Annotated in this window: 16 protein-coding genes; 13 read left to right on the forward strand and 3 right to left on the reverse strand. The window is 71.2% G+C overall.

Annotation, left to right across the window (positions count from 1 at the left end; all coding sequences use genetic code 11):
* The 3 genes from hypE to R2J75_RS09465 all read left to right on the forward strand — a co-directional run bounded on the left by hypE (position 1) and on the right by R2J75_RS09465 (position 3,941).
* Positions 1-1,041, forward strand: a complete 1,041-nt coding sequence (gene hypE, locus R2J75_RS09455; RefSeq protein WP_243346082.1) for a hydrogenase expression/formation protein HypE — start codon at positions 1-3, stop codon at positions 1,039-1,041.
* Positions 1,041-1,835, forward strand: a complete 795-nt coding sequence (locus R2J75_RS09460) for a tyrosine-protein phosphatase (protein ID WP_243330925.1) — start codon at positions 1,041-1,043, stop codon at positions 1,833-1,835. Before hypE ends, R2J75_RS09460 begins: the two co-directional genes overlap by 1 nt.
* A gap of 69 nt (positions 1,836-1,904) precedes the next feature.
* Positions 1,905-3,941: an SPFH domain-containing protein gene (locus R2J75_RS09465; RefSeq protein ID WP_316411560.1), complete on the forward strand. Its 2,037-nt coding sequence runs from the start codon at positions 1,905-1,907 to the stop codon at positions 3,939-3,941.
* 87 nt (positions 3,942-4,028) lie between these two features.
* Here the strand turns inward: R2J75_RS09465 and R2J75_RS09470 are convergent, their stop codons facing one another.
* On the reverse strand, positions 4,029-5,081 hold the full coding sequence (locus R2J75_RS09470; RefSeq protein WP_243330929.1) for a threonine aldolase family protein: 1,053 nt from the start codon (positions 5,079-5,081) through the stop codon (positions 4,029-4,031).
* Positions 5,082-5,130: 49 nt separating this feature from the next.
* Between R2J75_RS09470 and R2J75_RS09475 the strand changes: the two genes are divergently transcribed.
* From R2J75_RS09475 to R2J75_RS09520, 10 genes are read left to right on the forward strand one after another with little or no spacing between them, the layout of a single operon-like run.
* Complete coding sequence (locus R2J75_RS09475) at positions 5,131-6,012, forward strand: undecaprenyl-diphosphate phosphatase (RefSeq protein ID WP_243330932.1); 882 nt, start codon at positions 5,131-5,133, stop codon at positions 6,010-6,012.
* A 50-nt stretch (positions 6,013-6,062) separates the two neighbouring features.
* Positions 6,063-6,827, forward strand: coding sequence for an ABC transporter ATP-binding protein (locus R2J75_RS09480; protein ID WP_243330934.1), 765 nt, complete (start codon positions 6,063-6,065; stop codon positions 6,825-6,827).
* On the forward strand, positions 6,824-8,041 hold the full coding sequence (locus R2J75_RS09485; protein ID WP_243330937.1) for an ABC transporter permease: 1,218 nt from the start codon (positions 6,824-6,826) through the stop codon (positions 8,039-8,041). The genes R2J75_RS09480 and R2J75_RS09485 overlap by 4 nt, the downstream gene beginning before the upstream one ends.
* 39 nt (positions 8,042-8,080) lie before the next feature.
* Entirely contained in the window at positions 8,081-8,599 is a 519-nt protein-coding gene (locus R2J75_RS09490; protein WP_243330938.1) for a hypothetical protein, read from the forward strand.
* Between the two features lie 6 nt (positions 8,600-8,605).
* Positions 8,606-9,595: a gluconeogenesis factor YvcK family protein gene (locus R2J75_RS09495; protein WP_243330940.1), complete on the forward strand. Its 990-nt coding sequence runs from the start codon at positions 8,606-8,608 to the stop codon at positions 9,593-9,595.
* A 45-nt stretch (positions 9,596-9,640) separates the two neighbouring features.
* Positions 9,641-10,759: a DUF4388 domain-containing protein gene (locus R2J75_RS09500; protein ID WP_243330941.1), complete on the forward strand. Its 1,119-nt coding sequence runs from the start codon at positions 9,641-9,643 to the stop codon at positions 10,757-10,759.
* A 29-nt stretch (positions 10,760-10,788) separates the two neighbouring features.
* Positions 10,789-11,502, forward strand: a complete 714-nt coding sequence (locus R2J75_RS09505) for a hypothetical protein (RefSeq protein ID WP_316411561.1) — start codon at positions 10,789-10,791, stop codon at positions 11,500-11,502.
* Positions 11,503-11,506: 4 nt separating this feature from the next.
* Positions 11,507-11,827 carry a DsrE family protein gene (locus R2J75_RS09510; RefSeq protein ID WP_243346084.1) on the forward strand — a complete coding sequence of 107 codons (321 nt, stop codon included), beginning with the start codon at positions 11,507-11,509 and terminating at the stop codon, positions 11,825-11,827.
* Positions 11,827-12,066, forward strand: coding sequence for a hypothetical protein (locus R2J75_RS09515; RefSeq protein WP_243330947.1), 240 nt, complete (start codon positions 11,827-11,829; stop codon positions 12,064-12,066). Before R2J75_RS09510 ends, R2J75_RS09515 begins: the two co-directional genes overlap by 1 nt.
* The gene (locus R2J75_RS09520; RefSeq protein WP_243346086.1) at positions 12,066-12,602 is read left to right on the forward strand and encodes a fused DSP-PTPase phosphatase/NAD kinase-like protein; all 537 of its coding nucleotides are present in this window, start codon (positions 12,066-12,068) and stop codon (positions 12,600-12,602) included. The genes R2J75_RS09515 and R2J75_RS09520 overlap by 1 nt, the downstream gene beginning before the upstream one ends.
* Here the strand turns inward: R2J75_RS09520 and R2J75_RS09525 are convergent.
* Both R2J75_RS09525 and R2J75_RS09530 read right to left on the reverse strand, forming a co-directional pair.
* On the reverse strand, positions 12,550-13,572 hold the full coding sequence (locus R2J75_RS09525; protein ID WP_316411562.1) for a hypothetical protein: 1,023 nt from the start codon (positions 13,570-13,572) through the stop codon (positions 12,550-12,552). The genes R2J75_RS09520 and R2J75_RS09525 overlap by 53 nt on opposite strands.
* 66 nt (positions 13,573-13,638) lie before the next feature.
* Positions 13,639-15,435 carry a M4 family metallopeptidase gene (locus tag R2J75_RS09530; protein ID WP_316411563.1) on the reverse strand — a complete coding sequence of 599 codons (1,797 nt, stop codon included), beginning with the start codon at positions 15,433-15,435 and terminating at the stop codon, positions 13,639-13,641.
* Between the last annotated feature and the right edge of the window lie 163 nt (positions 15,436-15,598).

Consider the following 15,598-nt stretch of genomic DNA (forward strand, 5'->3'; position numbering starts at 1 on the left):
ATGGAATTCCAGCTGAGCTGTCCGGCGCCCCTGCGCCACGACACCATCCAGATGGCCCACGGGGGCGGCGGCCGCGCCATGCGCGACCTCCTGGAGTCGGTGATGCTCCCGGCCTTCAGCAATCCGGCCCTGGAGGGCCGCCACGACGCGGCCGTCGTCGAGGCCGGCGGGGCCAGGCTGGCCTTCACCACGGACACCTTCGTGGTCCAGCCGCGGTTCTTCCCCGGCGGGGACATCGGCGAACTGGCCGTCTACGGCACCGTGAACGACCTGGCCATGGCCGGCGCGCGGCCGCAGTGGCTCAGCGCCGGCATGGTGCTGGAGGAGGGCTACCCCATCGAGGAGCTGCGGCGGGTGGCCGCCTCCATGCGCCGGGCCGCGGACGCCTGCGGCGTGGCCATCGTCACCGGCGACACCAAGGTCGTGGACCGGGGCCGGGGGGACGGGATCTACATCAACACGGCCGGCCTCGGCGCGGTGCCCGCGGGCCTGGACCTGGGCCCGGCCTCCGTGCGGCCCGGGGACGCCGTGCTCCTGAGCGGCGACGTGGGCCGTCACGGGATCGCCGTCATGTCGGTGCGGGACGGCATCGCCTTCCGGACCCCCGTGGAGAGCGACTGCGGGCCCCTCCACGGCCTCGTCGCGGCCCTCCTGGACGGCGGCGTCACCCCGCGCTGCCTCCGCGACGCGACCCGGGGCGGCCTGGCCTCCGTCCTCAACGAGATCGCCACGGACGCCCGGGTCGGCATCGAGGCGCGGGAGGAGGACATCCCCGTCCTGCCCGGCGTCGCCGGCGCCTGCGAGATGCTGGGCCTGGACCCCCTCTACGTGGCCTGCGAAGGGCGGATGGTCGCCTTCGTTCCCGAGGCGGAGGCCGCCCGCGCCCTGGACCTGCTCCGGTCCCGCCCCGAGGGCGCCGGGGCCGTCCGGATCGGCACCGTCACCGACGCCCATCCGGGGGCCGTCCTCCTCCGGACGGCCCTGGGCACCCGCCGCGTGCTCGATCTCCTGAGCGGCGAACAACTTCCGAGGATCTGCTGATGGACTTGACCCTGGACCTCCCCCCGCGCCACCTCGACCTCGAGGGGGTCAGCAACTTCCGCGACATGGGCGGCTACCGCGGCCACGGCGGCCGGGCCGTGCGCTGGGGGCGCCTCTTCCGCTCGGGGAACCTGCATCGCCTCACCCCCGGCGACCGGCAGCGGCTGGCCCCCCTCGGGCTGGCCCTCGTCGTGGACTTCCGCCAGCGCGCCGAGCAGGAGCGGGAGCCCTCCGCCTGGGATCCAGCCTCGGCCCCCCGCACCTGCGCGGCGGAGGTGGTGCCGGGCAGCGCCGAATCCTTCTTCCGGGCCACCGGGGACAGCACCGTGAGCCTGGACCGGACGGCGGAGTTCATGGCCCACCTCTACCGGGACATGGTGGTGAACCAGACGGCGGCTTGGCGGGCGATGTTCGAAGGGATCCTGGCCACCCGCGAGGGCGCCGTCCTCATGCACTGCGCGGCGGGCAAGGACCGCACGGGCTTCGCCGGCGCCCTCGTGCTCAGCGCCCTGGGCGTGGCCTGGGAGGACGTGACGCGGGACTACCTGCTCACCGCCCGCTACCAGGACCCGGACGAGGAAATGGCCCGGGTCCTCAGGGTGGCCGAGCACCTGGTGAAACCGCCCATGTCCCGGGAGGTCATCCGGCCCATGTTCGAGGTGCGCCCCGCCTACCTCGCCGCGGCCCGGGAAGAGCTGGAGGCCCGCTGGGGCTCGGTGGACGCCTACCTGACCCGGGAACTGGGCCTCGGGCCCGCGGAGCGGAGGACCCTGGAGGCCCGCTACCTGGCCTGAAGTTGAATAGGTCAAGCGAGCTGACATGGAAGCGAGTAGAGTGGGAGCGTTCCACCTAGGAGTCCCATCATGGACATGTCCGCCGCGTTCGGCGCCCTCCCCCAGACCCTGGGATGGGGGGTGCTCCTCCTGCTCGTCATCCTCCTCCTCGCCAAGACCATCCGGTACATACCGAACAATCGGGTTGGCGTGGTCGAAAAGCTCATCAGCCGGAAGGGCTCCCTCAAGGGCGGGTTCATCGCGCTCAACGGGGAGGCCGGCTTCCAGCCCGATGTGCTCCGCGGCGGCTGGCACCTGTTCATGCCGTTCATGTACCGCATCCACAAGGTGCCCCTGGTCACCATCCCCCAGAGCAAGATCGGCTACGTGTACGCCCGCGACGGCCACGACCTGCCGCCCACCCAGACCCTGGCCGCCAACGACGCCACCCGCGATTTCCAGGATGTGACCGCCTTCCTCCGGGCCGGCGGCCAGAAGGGTCCCCAGCGGGGCCTGCTGCGGGAGGGCACGTACGCCATCAACCTGGCCCAGTTCGTCGTCCTCACGGAGGACCAGCTCTACTACCTGCCCCTCGACCGGTCCGAGATCGACACCTTCACCAAGATGTCGGCCGTGATCTCGGAGCGGGGCGGCTACCGTCCCGTGATCATCCGCGGCGCCGACGACGCGGTGGGCATCGTGACGGTCCATGACGGCCCCTCCCTGGGCTCCGGCGAGATCATCGCCCCGACCGTGGGCGAGGACCTGGCCAAGGCCGAGACCTACCACAACAACTTCCAGGACGCTGACAAGTTCCTGAAGGCGGGCGGCTTCCGCGGTCGCCAGTACCAGGTGCTCGTCGAAGGCACCTACTACATCAACCGGCTCTTCGCGACGGTCGAACTGATCCCCAAGACCGTGGTCGAGGTGGGGAACGTGGGCGTCGTCGTCTCCTACACCGGCGAGGCGGGTCCCGACATCAGCGGGCAGGAGTACCGCCACGGCGAGCTGGTCACCCCCGGCCAGCGCGGCGTCTGGAGCGAGCCGCTGCTCCCCGGCAAGTACGCGTTCAACACCTACGCCGGCAAGGTCCTGCTCGTGCCCACCACCAACTTCATCCTGAAGTGGAACAAGGCCGAGGTGGGCTCCCACAAGTACGACGAGAACCTCACCGAGGTCAGCCTGATCACGAAGGACGCCTTCGAGCCCAGCCTGCCGCTCTCCGTCGTGGTCCACATCGACTACCGGAAGGCCCCGCTGGTCATCCAGCGCTTCGGCGACGTGAAGAAGCTCGTCGAGCAGACCCTCGACCCCATGGTCAGCGCCTACTTCAAGAACATCGGCCAGACCCGGACCCTCATCCAGCTCATCCAGGACCGCTCCGCCATCCAGGACCAGAGCGGCGTCCAGATGAAGGAGAAGTTCGTCCAGTACAACCTGGAGCTCCAGGAGGTGCTGATCGGCACGCCCACCAGCGGCGCCGCCGGGGGCCAGATCGAGCAGATCCTCACCCAGCTCCGCAGCCGGCAGATCGCCAACGAGCAGGTCGAGACCTACGAGCGCCAGCAGACCGCGGCCGTGAAGGAGCGGGAGCTCCGGGAAGCCGAAGCCAAGGCCAAGCAGCAGACCCTCCTCACGGAATCCGAGATCTCCATCAACGTGCAGAGCAACGCCGGCAAGGCCGACTACGCCCGCGCCCAGCAGCAGGCCTCCCAGATCCAGACCCTCGCCTCCGCGGAGGCCGAGAAGATGCGCCTGATGGGCGAAGGCGAGGCCAAGCGGATCAAGGCCCTGGCCGAGGCCGAGGCCGAGAAGGCCGCCCGGGTGGGCATCGCCCAGGCCATGGCCATCGAGGAGCAGGTGCGCGCCTACGGCGGGCCCCAGTTCCAGCTGGTCCAGCAGGTCATGAGCCGCTTCGCCGAGGCCATCCAGAGCTCCCAGGTGGACGTGGTGCCCAAGATCGCCATGGGCGGCCAGGGCGGGAGCGGCAGCCTCATCGAGAGCCTCCTCGGCGTGCTCCTCTCCGAGAAGGTGGGGCAGCTGGCCGGCGTCGCGCCGACGACGGCCCCCGACCCCGCGGCCCAGGCCCTCAAGGCGGAGATGATGAAGAAGCTGGGCCGGGAGTAGCGGGCCGGACGGGAAACCCCGGCCCCTGGACGAACGAGGGCCCCGCGCCTCCGGGCGCGGGCCCCTCGCCCTGTCCGGGCGCCGCTCTCAGACCATGGGGCGGTCGCCCTCCCAGGTGGTCACGAGGCGGTCGGCGGCGGCGCGGATCCGGTCCAGGGCCTCCTCGATGTCCGCGTCGGCCAGGTCCCGGTGGGTGATGAAGCGCAGGGCGCTGCCCACGGGGAGGACCCGGACGCCGACGCCCTCCAGGATGGACAGGGCGGCGGCGGCGTCGGGCACGGGGACCAGGAGGATGTTGGTGTCGGGCGGGGCCACCCGGAAGCCCATGGCCCGGAGGCCGTCGGCGAGGCGCCGGGCCTTGGCGTGGTCCTCGGGGACGCGGGGCAGGTAGTCGAGGGCCACCAGGCCCGCGGCGGCCACGATGCCGCCTTGCCTGACGCCGCCGCCCAGCATCTTGCGGATGCGGCGCCCGGCCTCCACGAGGTCCCGGGAACCGCAGAGGACCGAGCCCATGGGGGCGCCCAGGCCCTTGCTGAGGCAGACGTTCACGGTGTCGGCGCCCCAGGCGAGGTCGGCCAGGGTGTCGCCGGTGGCGGCCGCGGCGTGCCAGAGGCGCGCGCCGTCCAGGTGGACCTTGAGGCCCAGGGCGCGGGCCTGCTCCACCAGGGCGCGGTGCTCCGCCGCCGTCGTGCAGGTGCCGCCCGCGAAGTTGTGGGTGTTCTCGAGGCAGAGGAGGGCGCTGCGCAGGGTGTAGTAGGGGCCGGGCCTGCCCGCGGCCCTGAAGACCTGCATGGGGGTGATCCGGCCGGGGCCCGCCTCCCAGGGCAGGGCCTCGGGCATGCCCTGGGCGAGCCAGGCCGGGGTGCCCAGCTCGGAACCCAGGACGTGGGCCTGGGCCGGGGCCAGGAACCGGTCGCCCCGGGACAGGTGGAGCATGAGGGCGATGGTGTTGGCCATGCACCCGGTGGGGGTCCAGAGGCCCGCCTCCAGGCCCAGGAGCTCGGCCACCCTGCGTTCGAGGCGGTCCATGAGGGGGTCGCGGTCGAGGACGTCGTCCCCGACCTCGGCGGAGGCCATGGCGGCGCGCATTTCGGGGGAGGGGCGCGTGACGGTGTCGGATCGGAAGTCGAGTGCTCTCATGGGGAGGATTCTATCCCCTTCTTCGGCTACCCTGGGCTCAGGAGCGCCCATGACCCTTCTCATCGCCATCCTCCTCGGCCTCGTCCAGGGCCTCACCGAATTCCTCCCTGTGTCCTCGACGGCCCACCTGACCCTGGCGGAGAACCTGCTGCTCCACCGGAGCATGCCGCTGGCCTTCGACGTGCTCCTGCACGTGGGGACCCTCCTGGCCCTGGTGGTCTACTTCCGGGCCGAGATCGTCCAGATGGTGATGGGCATCCTGGGCCGCAACGCCGAGGGGCGTCGTTTGGCCGGCTGGATTCTCGTCGCCATGGTCCCCACCGTGGCCTTCGGTTTCCTGACGCGGCACCTGAAGGAGACGGCCAAGGAACACCTGTGGATCTACGGGCTCTGCCTCCTGCTGACCGCCGCCATCCTCTTCTGGGCCAACGGGCTCGCCTCCCGGCGGGAGGGCAGGGGCCTCCACCAGATGGGCGCCCTGGACGCGCTGGCCGTGGGGACGATCCAGGGCCTCGGCGGGGGTTTCGGGCTCTCGCGCAGCGGCTCCACCATCGCCATGGGCGTCTTCCGCGGCCTGCAGCTCCCCGCGGCGACCCGGTTCAGCTTCCTCCTGGGCATGCCGACGATCCTCGGGGCCGCGGTCCTGGAGGGCACCCACATCCTCAAGCCGCTCCTGAAGCACCAGCCCCTGCCCCTGGAAGCGGCCTTCCCCCCCGGCTCCCTGGGACCGGCCGCCGCCTGTGTCGTGGGCGTCGCCGCCGCGGCGGTCTCCGGCTACCTGGCGATCAGCCTCCTGGACCGCTTCACCCGGCGTCCCCGGCTGAATCCCTTCGCGTTCTACTGCCTCTGCGCGGGCGCCCTGATGCTGATCCTGGGCACGGTGGGGGTCCCCGGCCTGGCCTTCGTGCAGGGTGTCTCGCTCCCCCGCTGAGAGGTCTTGCTACACTTGAGGCCGCACATCACTCCCAGGGAGAGAAACCCTTGATCCAGCTCACGGATATATACAAGGCCTTCGACGTGAAGGACCGGAAGACGCGCGCCCGCATGCGCATCGAAGCCGTCAGGGGGATCTCCCTGACCGTCCAGCCCGGGGAGATCTACGGGCTCCTGGGCCCGAACGGCGCCGGGAAGTCGACCACCCTGCGCATGATCGCCGGCCTCATGGCCCCCGACCGCGGCCGCATCGAGGTGTGCGGCATCGACAACGCCCGGGAGCCTGAGCGGGCCCGGGCCCTCACGGGCTACCTCTCCACGGACCTGAGCGTCTACAACCGCTTCACCCCCCGGGAGCTGCTCCGGCTCTTCGGGGAGCTCCAGGGCGTCGACCCGAGGACCGCGGAACGGCGCGGGCTCCACCTGCTGGAGCGCCTCCACATGGCCGAGTTCGCGGACGTGAAGATGGAGGGCTTCTCCGGCGGCCAGAAGCAGAAGGTCTCCATCGCCCGGGCCCTCCTCCACGACCCCAAGGTGGTCATCTTCGACGAGCCCACCACGGGCCTGGACGTGCTCACGGCCAAGACGGTGCTCGACCTGCTCGGCATCATGAAGGCCGAGGGGCGCTCCGTCATCGTCTCCACCCACGTCATGCCCATGGTCGAGGCGGTCTGCGACCGCGTCGGCATCATCTTCGAGGGGCGGCTGCACGGAGACGCGGCGCCCAGGGCCCTCCTGGAGCGCTGGGGCGTGGCCACCCTGGACGAGGTCTTCTTCAAGCTGGTCGCGGAGAAGGAAGGGGGTGCCGCGTGAGGGGCGCGCTGCTGATCGTCAAGAAGGAGTTCCTGGAGCTCTCCAAGGACCGGAAGACCCTCTTCTTCACCTTCCTCATGCCCCTGATCCTCTACCCGCTGCTCTTCACCATGATGGGGCGGCTGGGCAAGAGCGACGAGGCCAAGCGCGCCAGCCAGCCCAGCAGGGTCTGGGTGGCCCAGGCATCGCCCGCCGTCACGGCCCTGCTGGCCAAGGATCCCGCCAGCTTCACCCTGGCCCCCCGTCCCGAGGGGGACGTGCGCCAGGCCCTCCGGGACCAGAAGCTGGAGCTCATCCTGGAACCCGATCCCCAGGCCGCCGAGAAGGAGGCCCGGAGCGAGACCTGGTCGGTGAAGGCCGTCTACGACCGCAGCGACGATTCCAGCCGGCTGGCCGTGGACCGCCTGAAGAAGGCCCTGGCCGCCCACGACAAGACCCTCGTCCAGGCCCGCCTGAAGGCCCTCGGGGCCTCGCCCCAGCTGGCGGAGCCCACCAAGGTGGACACGGAGGACGCGGGCGGCAAGGAACGGGCCATCGGCAAGATGCTGGGCTCCTTCCTGCCCTACATCCTCATGATCATGATGTACGCGGGCGCCATGCAGCACGGCATCTACGCGACGGCCGGGGAGAAGGAGCGGGGCACCCTCCTGAGCCTGCTGTCCACGAGCATCCCCCGCAGCCAGATCATCATCGGCAAGCTGCTCTACGTCTTCTCCATCGGGCTCATCGTGGCCCTCATCAACCTCCTGAGCATGGCCTTCTCCGTGGCCCGCGCCATGGGCGAGGCGGTGGCCCAGGGCGCGCCCGCCGCCGGCGGCGCAGCGATGCCGGGCCTCGCGGCCCTGGCCAGCCCCTCCGTCATCCTCCTCAGCTTCCTGCTGGTGGTGCCCCTGGGGCTCTTCTTCGCCAACTTCATCATCCTGGGGGGCATCCAGGCCCGGAACACCGTCGAGGCCGGGACGGCCCTCACCCCCGGGGTCTTCGTGGTCGTCGTCCTCGGCGTCTTCTCCATGGCGCCGGGCATCGAGAAGATGCCCATCCTGCCGTACGTGCCGGTCCTGAACGTCAGTCTGGCCATCCGCAAACTGTTCAGCCAGCAGGCCAATGCGGCGGAATACCTGATCGCGCTGGTGATGACCCTGGGCCTGGCCTGCCTCATGACCTGGCTCTCGACCCGCATGCTGAAGCGCGAATCGGCTATATTCAAGGTTTAAGGTTTTTCTTCACGTCCGCCCCACATCGAGGTATCCAGCATGGCCATCAAGCCCAAGACCAACGAGAGCCCCGTCACTTCAGCCGACATGACGCTGGAGGACAGCCTGACGGCGGCCCTCGCAAAACTCGGCGACAATGACCTGAAGGCCGCCCAGGCCGCCTTCGAGGCCGTCCAGGCCGCCGCCCTCCAGGCCGAGGCGTTCCCCATCGCCCGGACCGCCCAGTCCCACCTGGCCGCCATCGCCAAGCGCCTCGACGGCGCCGAGGCCCCGGCCGAGCCCGCCCCCGAACTGGCTGTGCAGGTGCAGCTCAACCGCCGCGATCCCGAAGCCGCCCTCGGGCTGGCCGAGGCCGCCCTGAAGGCCCGTCCGGACCACGCCGGCCTCCACTACCTCAAGGCCCTCTCCCTGGCCCTCCTGGACCGTCCGCAGGAGTCCGCCGACGCCCTGACCCAGGCCACCAGCCTCGATCCGGGCCTGATCTACCAGTTCCGCCTGGAGCCCGACTTCGACGCCGTGAGGCAGTCGGGCCCCTTCGCCGTCTTCAACCGGGGCTGAGGCCCCATGGCCGGCGGGAGGGGCCTCCACGCCGAGATGCCCCTCAAGGTGGTCGCCATCGGGGGCGGCACCGGCCTGGCCGCCCTGCTCCGGGCCCTCAAGCCCGAGGCGGGGCGGACCCGGGACCCCTGGCGCCTGACGGGGATCGTCACGGTCTCCGACGACGGGGGGTCCAGCGGCCGGCTGCGCGATGAGCTGGGGGGCATCCCCCCCGGCGACCTGCGCAACTGCCTGTCGGCCCTCACCCGGGAGGAGTCCGTCCTCTCGGACCTCCTCAACTACCGGTTCCGGTCAGACGGGTCCCTTTCCGGGCACTCCCTCGGCAACCTGATGCTCCATGCCCTGGCCGACCTCACCGGCGACTGGGTGCGGGCCATCCGCCAGCTCAGCAACGTGCTCGTCACCGTGGGCCGGCTCTACCCGTCCACCGTGGTCCCGGTCGTGCTGCGGGCGGAGGACATGGAGGGGCGCCGCTACACCGGCGAGACCCACGTCAACTCCGCCAAGCCGCCCCTCGCCCTGTTCTGGGCCGAGCCCCTGGACGCGGAACCCCTACCCGAGGCGATCCTGGCCATCCTCCAGGCCGACCTCATCCTCTTCGCGCCGGGGAGCCTCTACACCTCCACCATCGCCTCCCTCCTCATCGCGGAGCTCCGGGAGGCGGTGGCGCGGACGGGGGCCCCCGTCCTCTACATTGCGAACCTCATGACGGAGCCCGGCGAGAGTTCGGGCATGGACATGGAGGCGCACATCGCGGCCATCCAGGCCTTCGCCCACGTGGCCCTCTCCGCCGTCATCGCCAACACCGCCCCCCTCCCCGACGCGCTCCTGCGCCGCTACCGGGCCGAGGGCGGGGTTCCGCTCGTCCCCGACGCCGGGCGGATCTGCGGGGTGCCGATATTCTCCTATCCGCTCCTGGATCCGGAGGCGGAGATGGTGCGCCACCACCCCGTCCTGCTCAACCGGGCCATCCGGGACGTCATCGCTACCCTGTAGCGCCAACCCCGAATACGGATAACAATAGGGGACCGGGGTCGAGGCATGGGCATCAAGGGCGATCTTTCCACCATGGGCCTGGAGGACATCCTCCAGTGGCTATCGGTGGGCAAGAAGACCGGCATCCTCGAGCTCAAGGGCTTCCTCCACACCAAGCGCGTGGCCTTCGGCGACGGCCGGATCACCAGCGTGTGGTCCTCCGATCCGCGGGAGTACCTGGGGCAGTACCTGCTGGCCTACAACCGGATCACCGAGGACCAGCTCCGGGAGGCCCTGGCCACCCAGGAGGACGAGAACCAGCTCCTGGGCCGGATCCTGGTGAACCGCCAGCTGGTCACGGAGACCGAGATCCGCCGCATCGTCCAGCTCAAGGTCGAGGAGTCCATCTACGACACCTTCCTGTGGGACACGGGGACCTTCGAGTTCCACGACGGCCAGCCCCCCCTCCAGCGCTCCATGCTCCTGTCCCTGGAGGTCACGGGCATCGTCCTCGAGGGGGCGCGGCGCACCGACGAATGGAAGCGGGTCCGCAAGGTGATCCGGGGCGGCGACGCCGTGCTCGCCGGGGTCTCCGAGACCATCGCCGAGATGCTCCCCCTGGCCCCCGAGGACGCCGACATCCTGGCGCGGCTTGACGGCCTCAAGACCATCGACCAGATCGTCATCGAGATGCGGGCCCCCGAGTTCAAGATCCACAAGCTGCTCTTCGATCTCCACGAGAAGGGGATGGTCCGCATCCTCCACCCCGGGGGCAGGCTCGGGGAGCAGACCAGCCTCCAGCTCCAGCGGGCCCGGCAGCTCCTGGAACGCCAGAAGCTCCAGGAGGCCCAGGACGAGCTGCGCAAGCTCCTCGTCGAGCAGCCCCGGCTCCAGGAGGCCACCCGGATGCTCCAGGTCGTCGAGCACATGCTCGAGGAGAACACGCTGGACGAGACCCTGGTGCCCGAGCTGGCCGTGACCATCGAGGAGCTCATGCAGGCCCAGCTGGGCCCCAACGAGGCCTTCCTCGCGACCCGGGTGAACGCGGTCTGGAGCATCAAGGACATCATCTCCATCTCGCCCTTTCCCCACGAAGAGTGCCTGGCCATCTTCTCCAAGCTCCTCAAGCGTGGGATCCTCAAGGTGCAGAAAGCGGCGGGAGGCGCCCAGGCCGGTTACCGCTAGGCGGCTCCCCCCCGACAACCGGAGGAACCGTGCGCACGCCCACCCCCTGGATCCCCGCCATCCTGGCCCTCGCCCTGCTGGGCCCCGCCCCGGCCTCGGCGGCGGCCAAGCCCAAGGGGGCGGCCACCGCCCTCCAGGCCCAGATCAAGAAGCTGACCGCGGAGCGGGACGAACTGGCGGACCGGCTCAAGGCCACGGAGAGCCTCCAGGAGGACCTGGCGGCGGCCCAGAAGAGCCGCGACCTGGCCCGGCAGGAGACGGAGGCCGTGCGCAAGCAGCTGGACCAGCTCAAGGCCGCCCTGAGCGAAAACCAGGGGAGCGCCGACACCCTGCTGAAGGAGATCCAGAAGGGCAAGGATGCCGTGGCCGCCCGGGAAGCGACCATCCAGGAGCTGCGCGACCAGCTGGCCAAGCTGACCGAGCAGAAGACCGCCGAGGCCGGCAAGGCCGTGGTGGCCATCACCCCCGACATCGTTCCGGCCCGGCCCCTGAACCTGAACAAGATCACCCCCAAGGTCCGGAAGGTCTCCGGCGTCGTCGTGGTCAACGTCCTGATCGCCGAGAACGGCGACGTGCTGGACACCCGTCTCCTGCAGGCCCTGCCCGGCGAGGGGGAGTACGTGACCAAGGCCCACGAGGCCTGCCTCGAGGCGGCCAAGCGCATCGTCTTCGACCCCGCCCGCACCGCCGATGGCAAGGCCCGGGTCCGGGTCTGGCAGGGCGTCGGCTTCTACCTGGACTGAGCCCATGCGCCTCGGCATCCTCCTGCAGACCCGCGACCCTGAGCAGGCCTGGAACGGCCTGCGGTTCGCCAATGCGGCCCTCCGCCGGGGCCACGAGACCCGCGTCTTCCTCATGGGCGCCGGGGTGGAGGTGGAGGACCTCCGGGAGGCCCCCTACGACGCCGGCGGGCAGCTGGAGGCCTTCGCCGCCGCGGGCGGCACCGTCCTGGCCTGCGGGACCTGCCTGAAGGGCCGCGGGAAGGCCGGCTCGGCCCTGTGCCCCCTGTCCACCATGGACGACTGCCTGGACCTGGTGGCATGGGCGGAGCGCGTGGTGACCTTCTGATGCCCCCGCCCACCTTCAGCGAGCACCTGCGGCAGACCTGGCCCCTGTCGGCCATCGCCGCGGGCCTGGCGGGCTACCTGATCCTGGTGCTCGGCAAAGGCGTCTTCTACACCAACCAGGGCCCCGTCCGGCGGGACCGGGATCCGGAGGGCTACCGCCGCTGGGTGCGCCGCTTCTCGCTCCTCCTCGCCCTGTGCGTGGCCACGGTGCTGCTCACCTTCCTCCTGGCCCGGGCCTGATGCGCCGGTTCGCGCCCCTCCTGGTCGCGGCGGTGGTGGGCGCGGCCGTGCCCGACGCCCGGCCCTGCGACGATTGCGTGGCCGGGGTGGCCAATTTCGGGCGGGTGGACGACGCCCTCTGGCGCGGGGCCCAGCCCACGGCGGCGGGCTTCCAGGCCCTGGCCGCCCTGGGGGTGCGCACCGTCGTGAACCTGCGCCACGATCACGACGACGCGGCCCTCCTGGCCGGCACCGGCCTCCGCCAGGTGCGGATCCGCTGCCGGGCCTGGCGGCCGCGCACCGCCCAGATGGCGGCCTTCCTGGCGGTGGTCCGGGATCCCGCCAACCAGCCGGTCTTCGTGCACTGCGCCCAGGGGCGGGACCGCACGGGGTACATGGTGGCGGCCTACCGGATGGCGGCCCAGGGCTGGACCGCGGAGGCGGCCATCCGCGACATGGAGGCCTTCCGCTTCAATCACCTGTGGATGGGCAATCCGGGCTTCCTCAGGCACCTGGACCTGGGGTCCCTGGCGCCGGCGGCGGGGCCTCCCCCTTGACCCCGGGCCGGTAGAGCAGGGGGATCTTCAGGAGCGGGGCGTCGCCCGGGAGCTGGACGCACAGCAGGGCCGACGCCGGGCCCGGGGCCTCCCGCACCACCTCCAGGTCGAGGACGGGGGCGGCCGGGGGCAGGGGCGCCAGGCGGAACCCGGTTCCCTCGATCCAGACCCGGACGGGGCGCAGGGGCTGGCCGTCCAGGGAGCCCAGGCGCACGGAGGCGCGGGTTTCCCGGTCCGAGAGGAAGACGACCCGGGCCGGGTCCACGATCGCCGGCAGATCCAGGCGCCAGTCCAGGTAGAGCTGGAAGGCGGGCTGGAGGGGCGCGTCCGTGGCCAGGTGCAGGCGCTCGAGACCCGCCCGCATCCCGGGCGGCACGGCCTCGGGCCGGAGGATCACCCGGAGGTCCCCCTCGGCGGGGCCGCCCCCGGGGCCGGCCTTCAGGTCCGGCAGCGCCACCTCCAGGTAGGGCGGGACCGGGGAGGTCAGGCGGATCCGGGTGGGGGTCCCGGTCTCCCGCTTGAAGTGGAACACCTGCTCGGGCGACTCGTGGAGGGCCACCCCCCCGAAGCTGGCCTTGGGGCGGTCCACCGTCAGGTCCGCGCGGACCGTCATGCCCACCGGAAGGTAGTAGTGGCCCTGGCGGGGATCGTCCGTGCCCAGCCGCACGTTGCGGGCCTGCCAGCCCACGAAGCCCGCGGGGTCCACCCGCAGGGTCATCGCCGCCGTCGCCCCCGGGGCCAGGGGGCCCGCCAGGGCGGGCCCGGCCAGGGTCACCCCGGGGCTCAGGTCCAGGATCCGGAGGGCGAGGGGGGCGGCACTTCGGTTGGTCACCTGGTAGGTCACCGTGCGCACCTCCTGGGGGCCGACCGACCCCAGGTCCACCCGGCCCTTGGGGGCCAGGTCGAGGCGGGGCGGATCCGTGGGGGCGGGCGCCTGGGACAGCAGGACAACGAGGGGAAGGACGAACATGGCTCCAGCTTGACAGGAAACGGGGGCCTCACGGCCCCCCGGACGTTCAGGTGGGACGCGGCCGCGTCACTTCACGTTCACGGCGGTCCAGGCGTCGCCCACGGCCTTGTACTCGGCCGAGGCGCTCCCGTAGAGGGCCGCGGCGGCGGCGAGGGTGGCGGTGCGGGCGCCGGCGTACGTGGTGCCGGAGGTCATGTAGTCGCAGAGCGCCTTGTACCAGATGCGCGCGGCCTTGTCGTTGCCGATGGGCGTGGGCGCGGTGGTGCCGGTGTAGACCGGGCTGGTCTCGCCCTTGCTGTCGGTGTAGGGATCGTTGCCGCCGCCGAAGGCCAGGAGGTAGAACCAGTGGTTGGCCACGCCGCTGCTGTAGTGGACGTCGAGGCTGGCAAGGGAGGAGGACCAGAAGTCGGGGCTCGCGCCATCCCGGCTGGGCTTGTGCATCCACCGCAGGGCGTCATTGGGGTAGGCGTGGGCCCAGCTGTTCTCGAACAGCTTGTAGTTGGCATACTTCCCGCCATTGGCCGTGGTCGAGCCGGCCGGGGACCCGGGGATGGTGCCGGCGGGCATGCCGCCCAGGACCCAGAACTCCACCATGGTGCCCAGGATGTCGGAGCTGGCCTCGTTCAGGCCGCCGCTTTCGCCGCTGTAGGTCAGGTTGGCCTCGGCGGCGCACACGCCGTGGCTCACCTCGTGGCCCACGGTGTCCAGGTCCGCTTCGCCGTGGGAGCCGGAGCTGTTGCCGTCCCCGTAGGTCATGCAGAAGCAGCTGTCGGACCAGAAGGCGTTGTCGTAGCTGCGGCTGTAGTGGACGCGGCTGTAGGCGGACCGGCCCTTGTTGTCGATGCCGATGCGCCCGAAGACCGACTTGTAGAAGTCCCAGGTGGCCTGGAGGCCCCGGTGGGCGTCCACGGCGGCGGTCTGGCCCGTGGGGCCGGTGGTGGAGAGGGTGCTGCTGCTGTACCAGGTGCCGTCGCCCCAGACGCCGTCGGCGTCGGTGTAGGCGGTGCCGGTGCCCGAGGTCTTGTTGGCGAGGTTGTACGTGGTGTTGCTGCCGCTGGCGGGGCGGGTGAGGTCCGAGAGCTGGTGGGTGCTGCCCGTCCAGGCCGTGTCCAGGGTGACCTGGCCGTACCACTGGGAGTTGCCCGTGGTCTTCTCGGCGGTGAGGGTGGTCTTGCCGCCGGGCTTCCCGGCAGTGTGGAGGGTGGACCACTTCTTGATCAGGGCGCCGGTGTGGGCGTTGAAGAGGTAGTCGGTGTGGCGGGTCTCCTCGGCGCCGTTCTCGAGCTCGGTGTGGACGTGCCAGGCCAGGGCGTATTCGAGGACCCGGTCCTCGAGCTCGGAGGCGGCGGCGTGCTCGAGGGAGGCGGCCTTGGCGCCGGCCTTCAGGGCCCGGTAGGTGCGGGGCACCACCACGAGCTCCGCGGTGGGATCGTTCGCGTAGGCGCCCTGGGGGGCCAGGTCGCCGTGGGCCGCGGCCAGGGCCTCGGCGGCCTCCAGGGAGGGCTCGGTGCTGATCTCGATGCGCTGGAACACGGCCAGGGTGGGGGCCTTGTGGGCGCCCGAGGCGTCCGTGTGGGTCACGGCGTCGCCTTCCCAGACGGGCACGCCCCGGAAGTGCTGGCGGAACCGGGCGTGGGTCTCGCCGAACTCGTCGGTGCGGGCGCCGCGGAGCACGAAGCTGTGGCGGCTGTCCAGGCCCAGGCCCGCGCGCCGGCCGTGGAGGTCGTGGCTGGCGGACTGGATCCGTCCCTCCTCGGACTGTTTGAGGGCTGCCAGGGCGGCTTCGGGCAGGGGGGGGCGCCCGGCGGCGGCGGGAAGACCGGCCAAGCCCAATACGAGCAGGGTCACGAGGGGGGAACGCACGGCGACCTCCTGAAGGCTGCGCCGGCCCCGGGTGTGGAGTCAGCGGAGGGTTGAACGGATGGCTGGCGCCATCCTACGTCCATCCGGCCGCTTTAGGAATGTTTTTTCACAACGTGTTGATATCCACAATGAAAAACGGCCTCGTGTTGCGAGGCCGAAATGG

The organism is Mesoterricola sediminis, from assembly GCF_030295425.1.
Taxonomy (GTDB): domain Bacteria; phylum Acidobacteriota; class Holophagae; order Holophagales; family Holophagaceae; genus Mesoterricola; species Mesoterricola sediminis.

Bases quoted from the DNA above. Each gene is read 5' to 3' on its own strand.
- hypE (WP_243346082.1), top strand. From the start codon at position 1: ATGGAATTCCAGCTGAGCTGTCCGGCGCCCCTGCGCCACGACACCATC.
- R2J75_RS09520 (WP_243346086.1), top strand. From the start codon at position 12,066: ATGCGCCGGTTCGCGCCCCTCCTGGTCGCGGCGGTGGTGGGCGCGGCC.
- R2J75_RS09490 (WP_243330938.1), top strand. From the start codon at position 8,081: ATGGCCATCAAGCCCAAGACCAACGAGAGCCCCGTCACTTCAGCCGAC.
- R2J75_RS09470 (WP_243330929.1), bottom strand. From the start codon at position 5,081: ATGAGAGCACTCGACTTCCGATCCGACACCGTCACGCGCCCCTCCCCC.
- R2J75_RS09510 (WP_243346084.1), top strand. From the start codon at position 11,507: ATGCGCCTCGGCATCCTCCTGCAGACCCGCGACCCTGAGCAGGCCTGG.
- R2J75_RS09465 (WP_316411560.1), top strand. From the start codon at position 1,905: ATGGACATGTCCGCCGCGTTCGGCGCCCTCCCCCAGACCCTGGGATGG.
- R2J75_RS09525 (WP_316411562.1), bottom strand. From the start codon at position 13,572: ATGTTCGTCCTTCCCCTCGTTGTCCTGCTGTCCCAGGCGCCCGCCCCC.
- R2J75_RS09500 (WP_243330941.1), top strand. From the start codon at position 9,641: ATGGGCATCAAGGGCGATCTTTCCACCATGGGCCTGGAGGACATCCTC.
- R2J75_RS09495 (WP_243330940.1), top strand. From the start codon at position 8,606: ATGGCCGGCGGGAGGGGCCTCCACGCCGAGATGCCCCTCAAGGTGGTC.
- R2J75_RS09475 (WP_243330932.1), top strand. From the start codon at position 5,131: ATGACCCTTCTCATCGCCATCCTCCTCGGCCTCGTCCAGGGCCTCACC.
- R2J75_RS09515 (WP_243330947.1), top strand. From the start codon at position 11,827: ATGCCCCCGCCCACCTTCAGCGAGCACCTGCGGCAGACCTGGCCCCTG.
- R2J75_RS09460 (WP_243330925.1), top strand. From the start codon at position 1,041: ATGGACTTGACCCTGGACCTCCCCCCGCGCCACCTCGACCTCGAGGGG.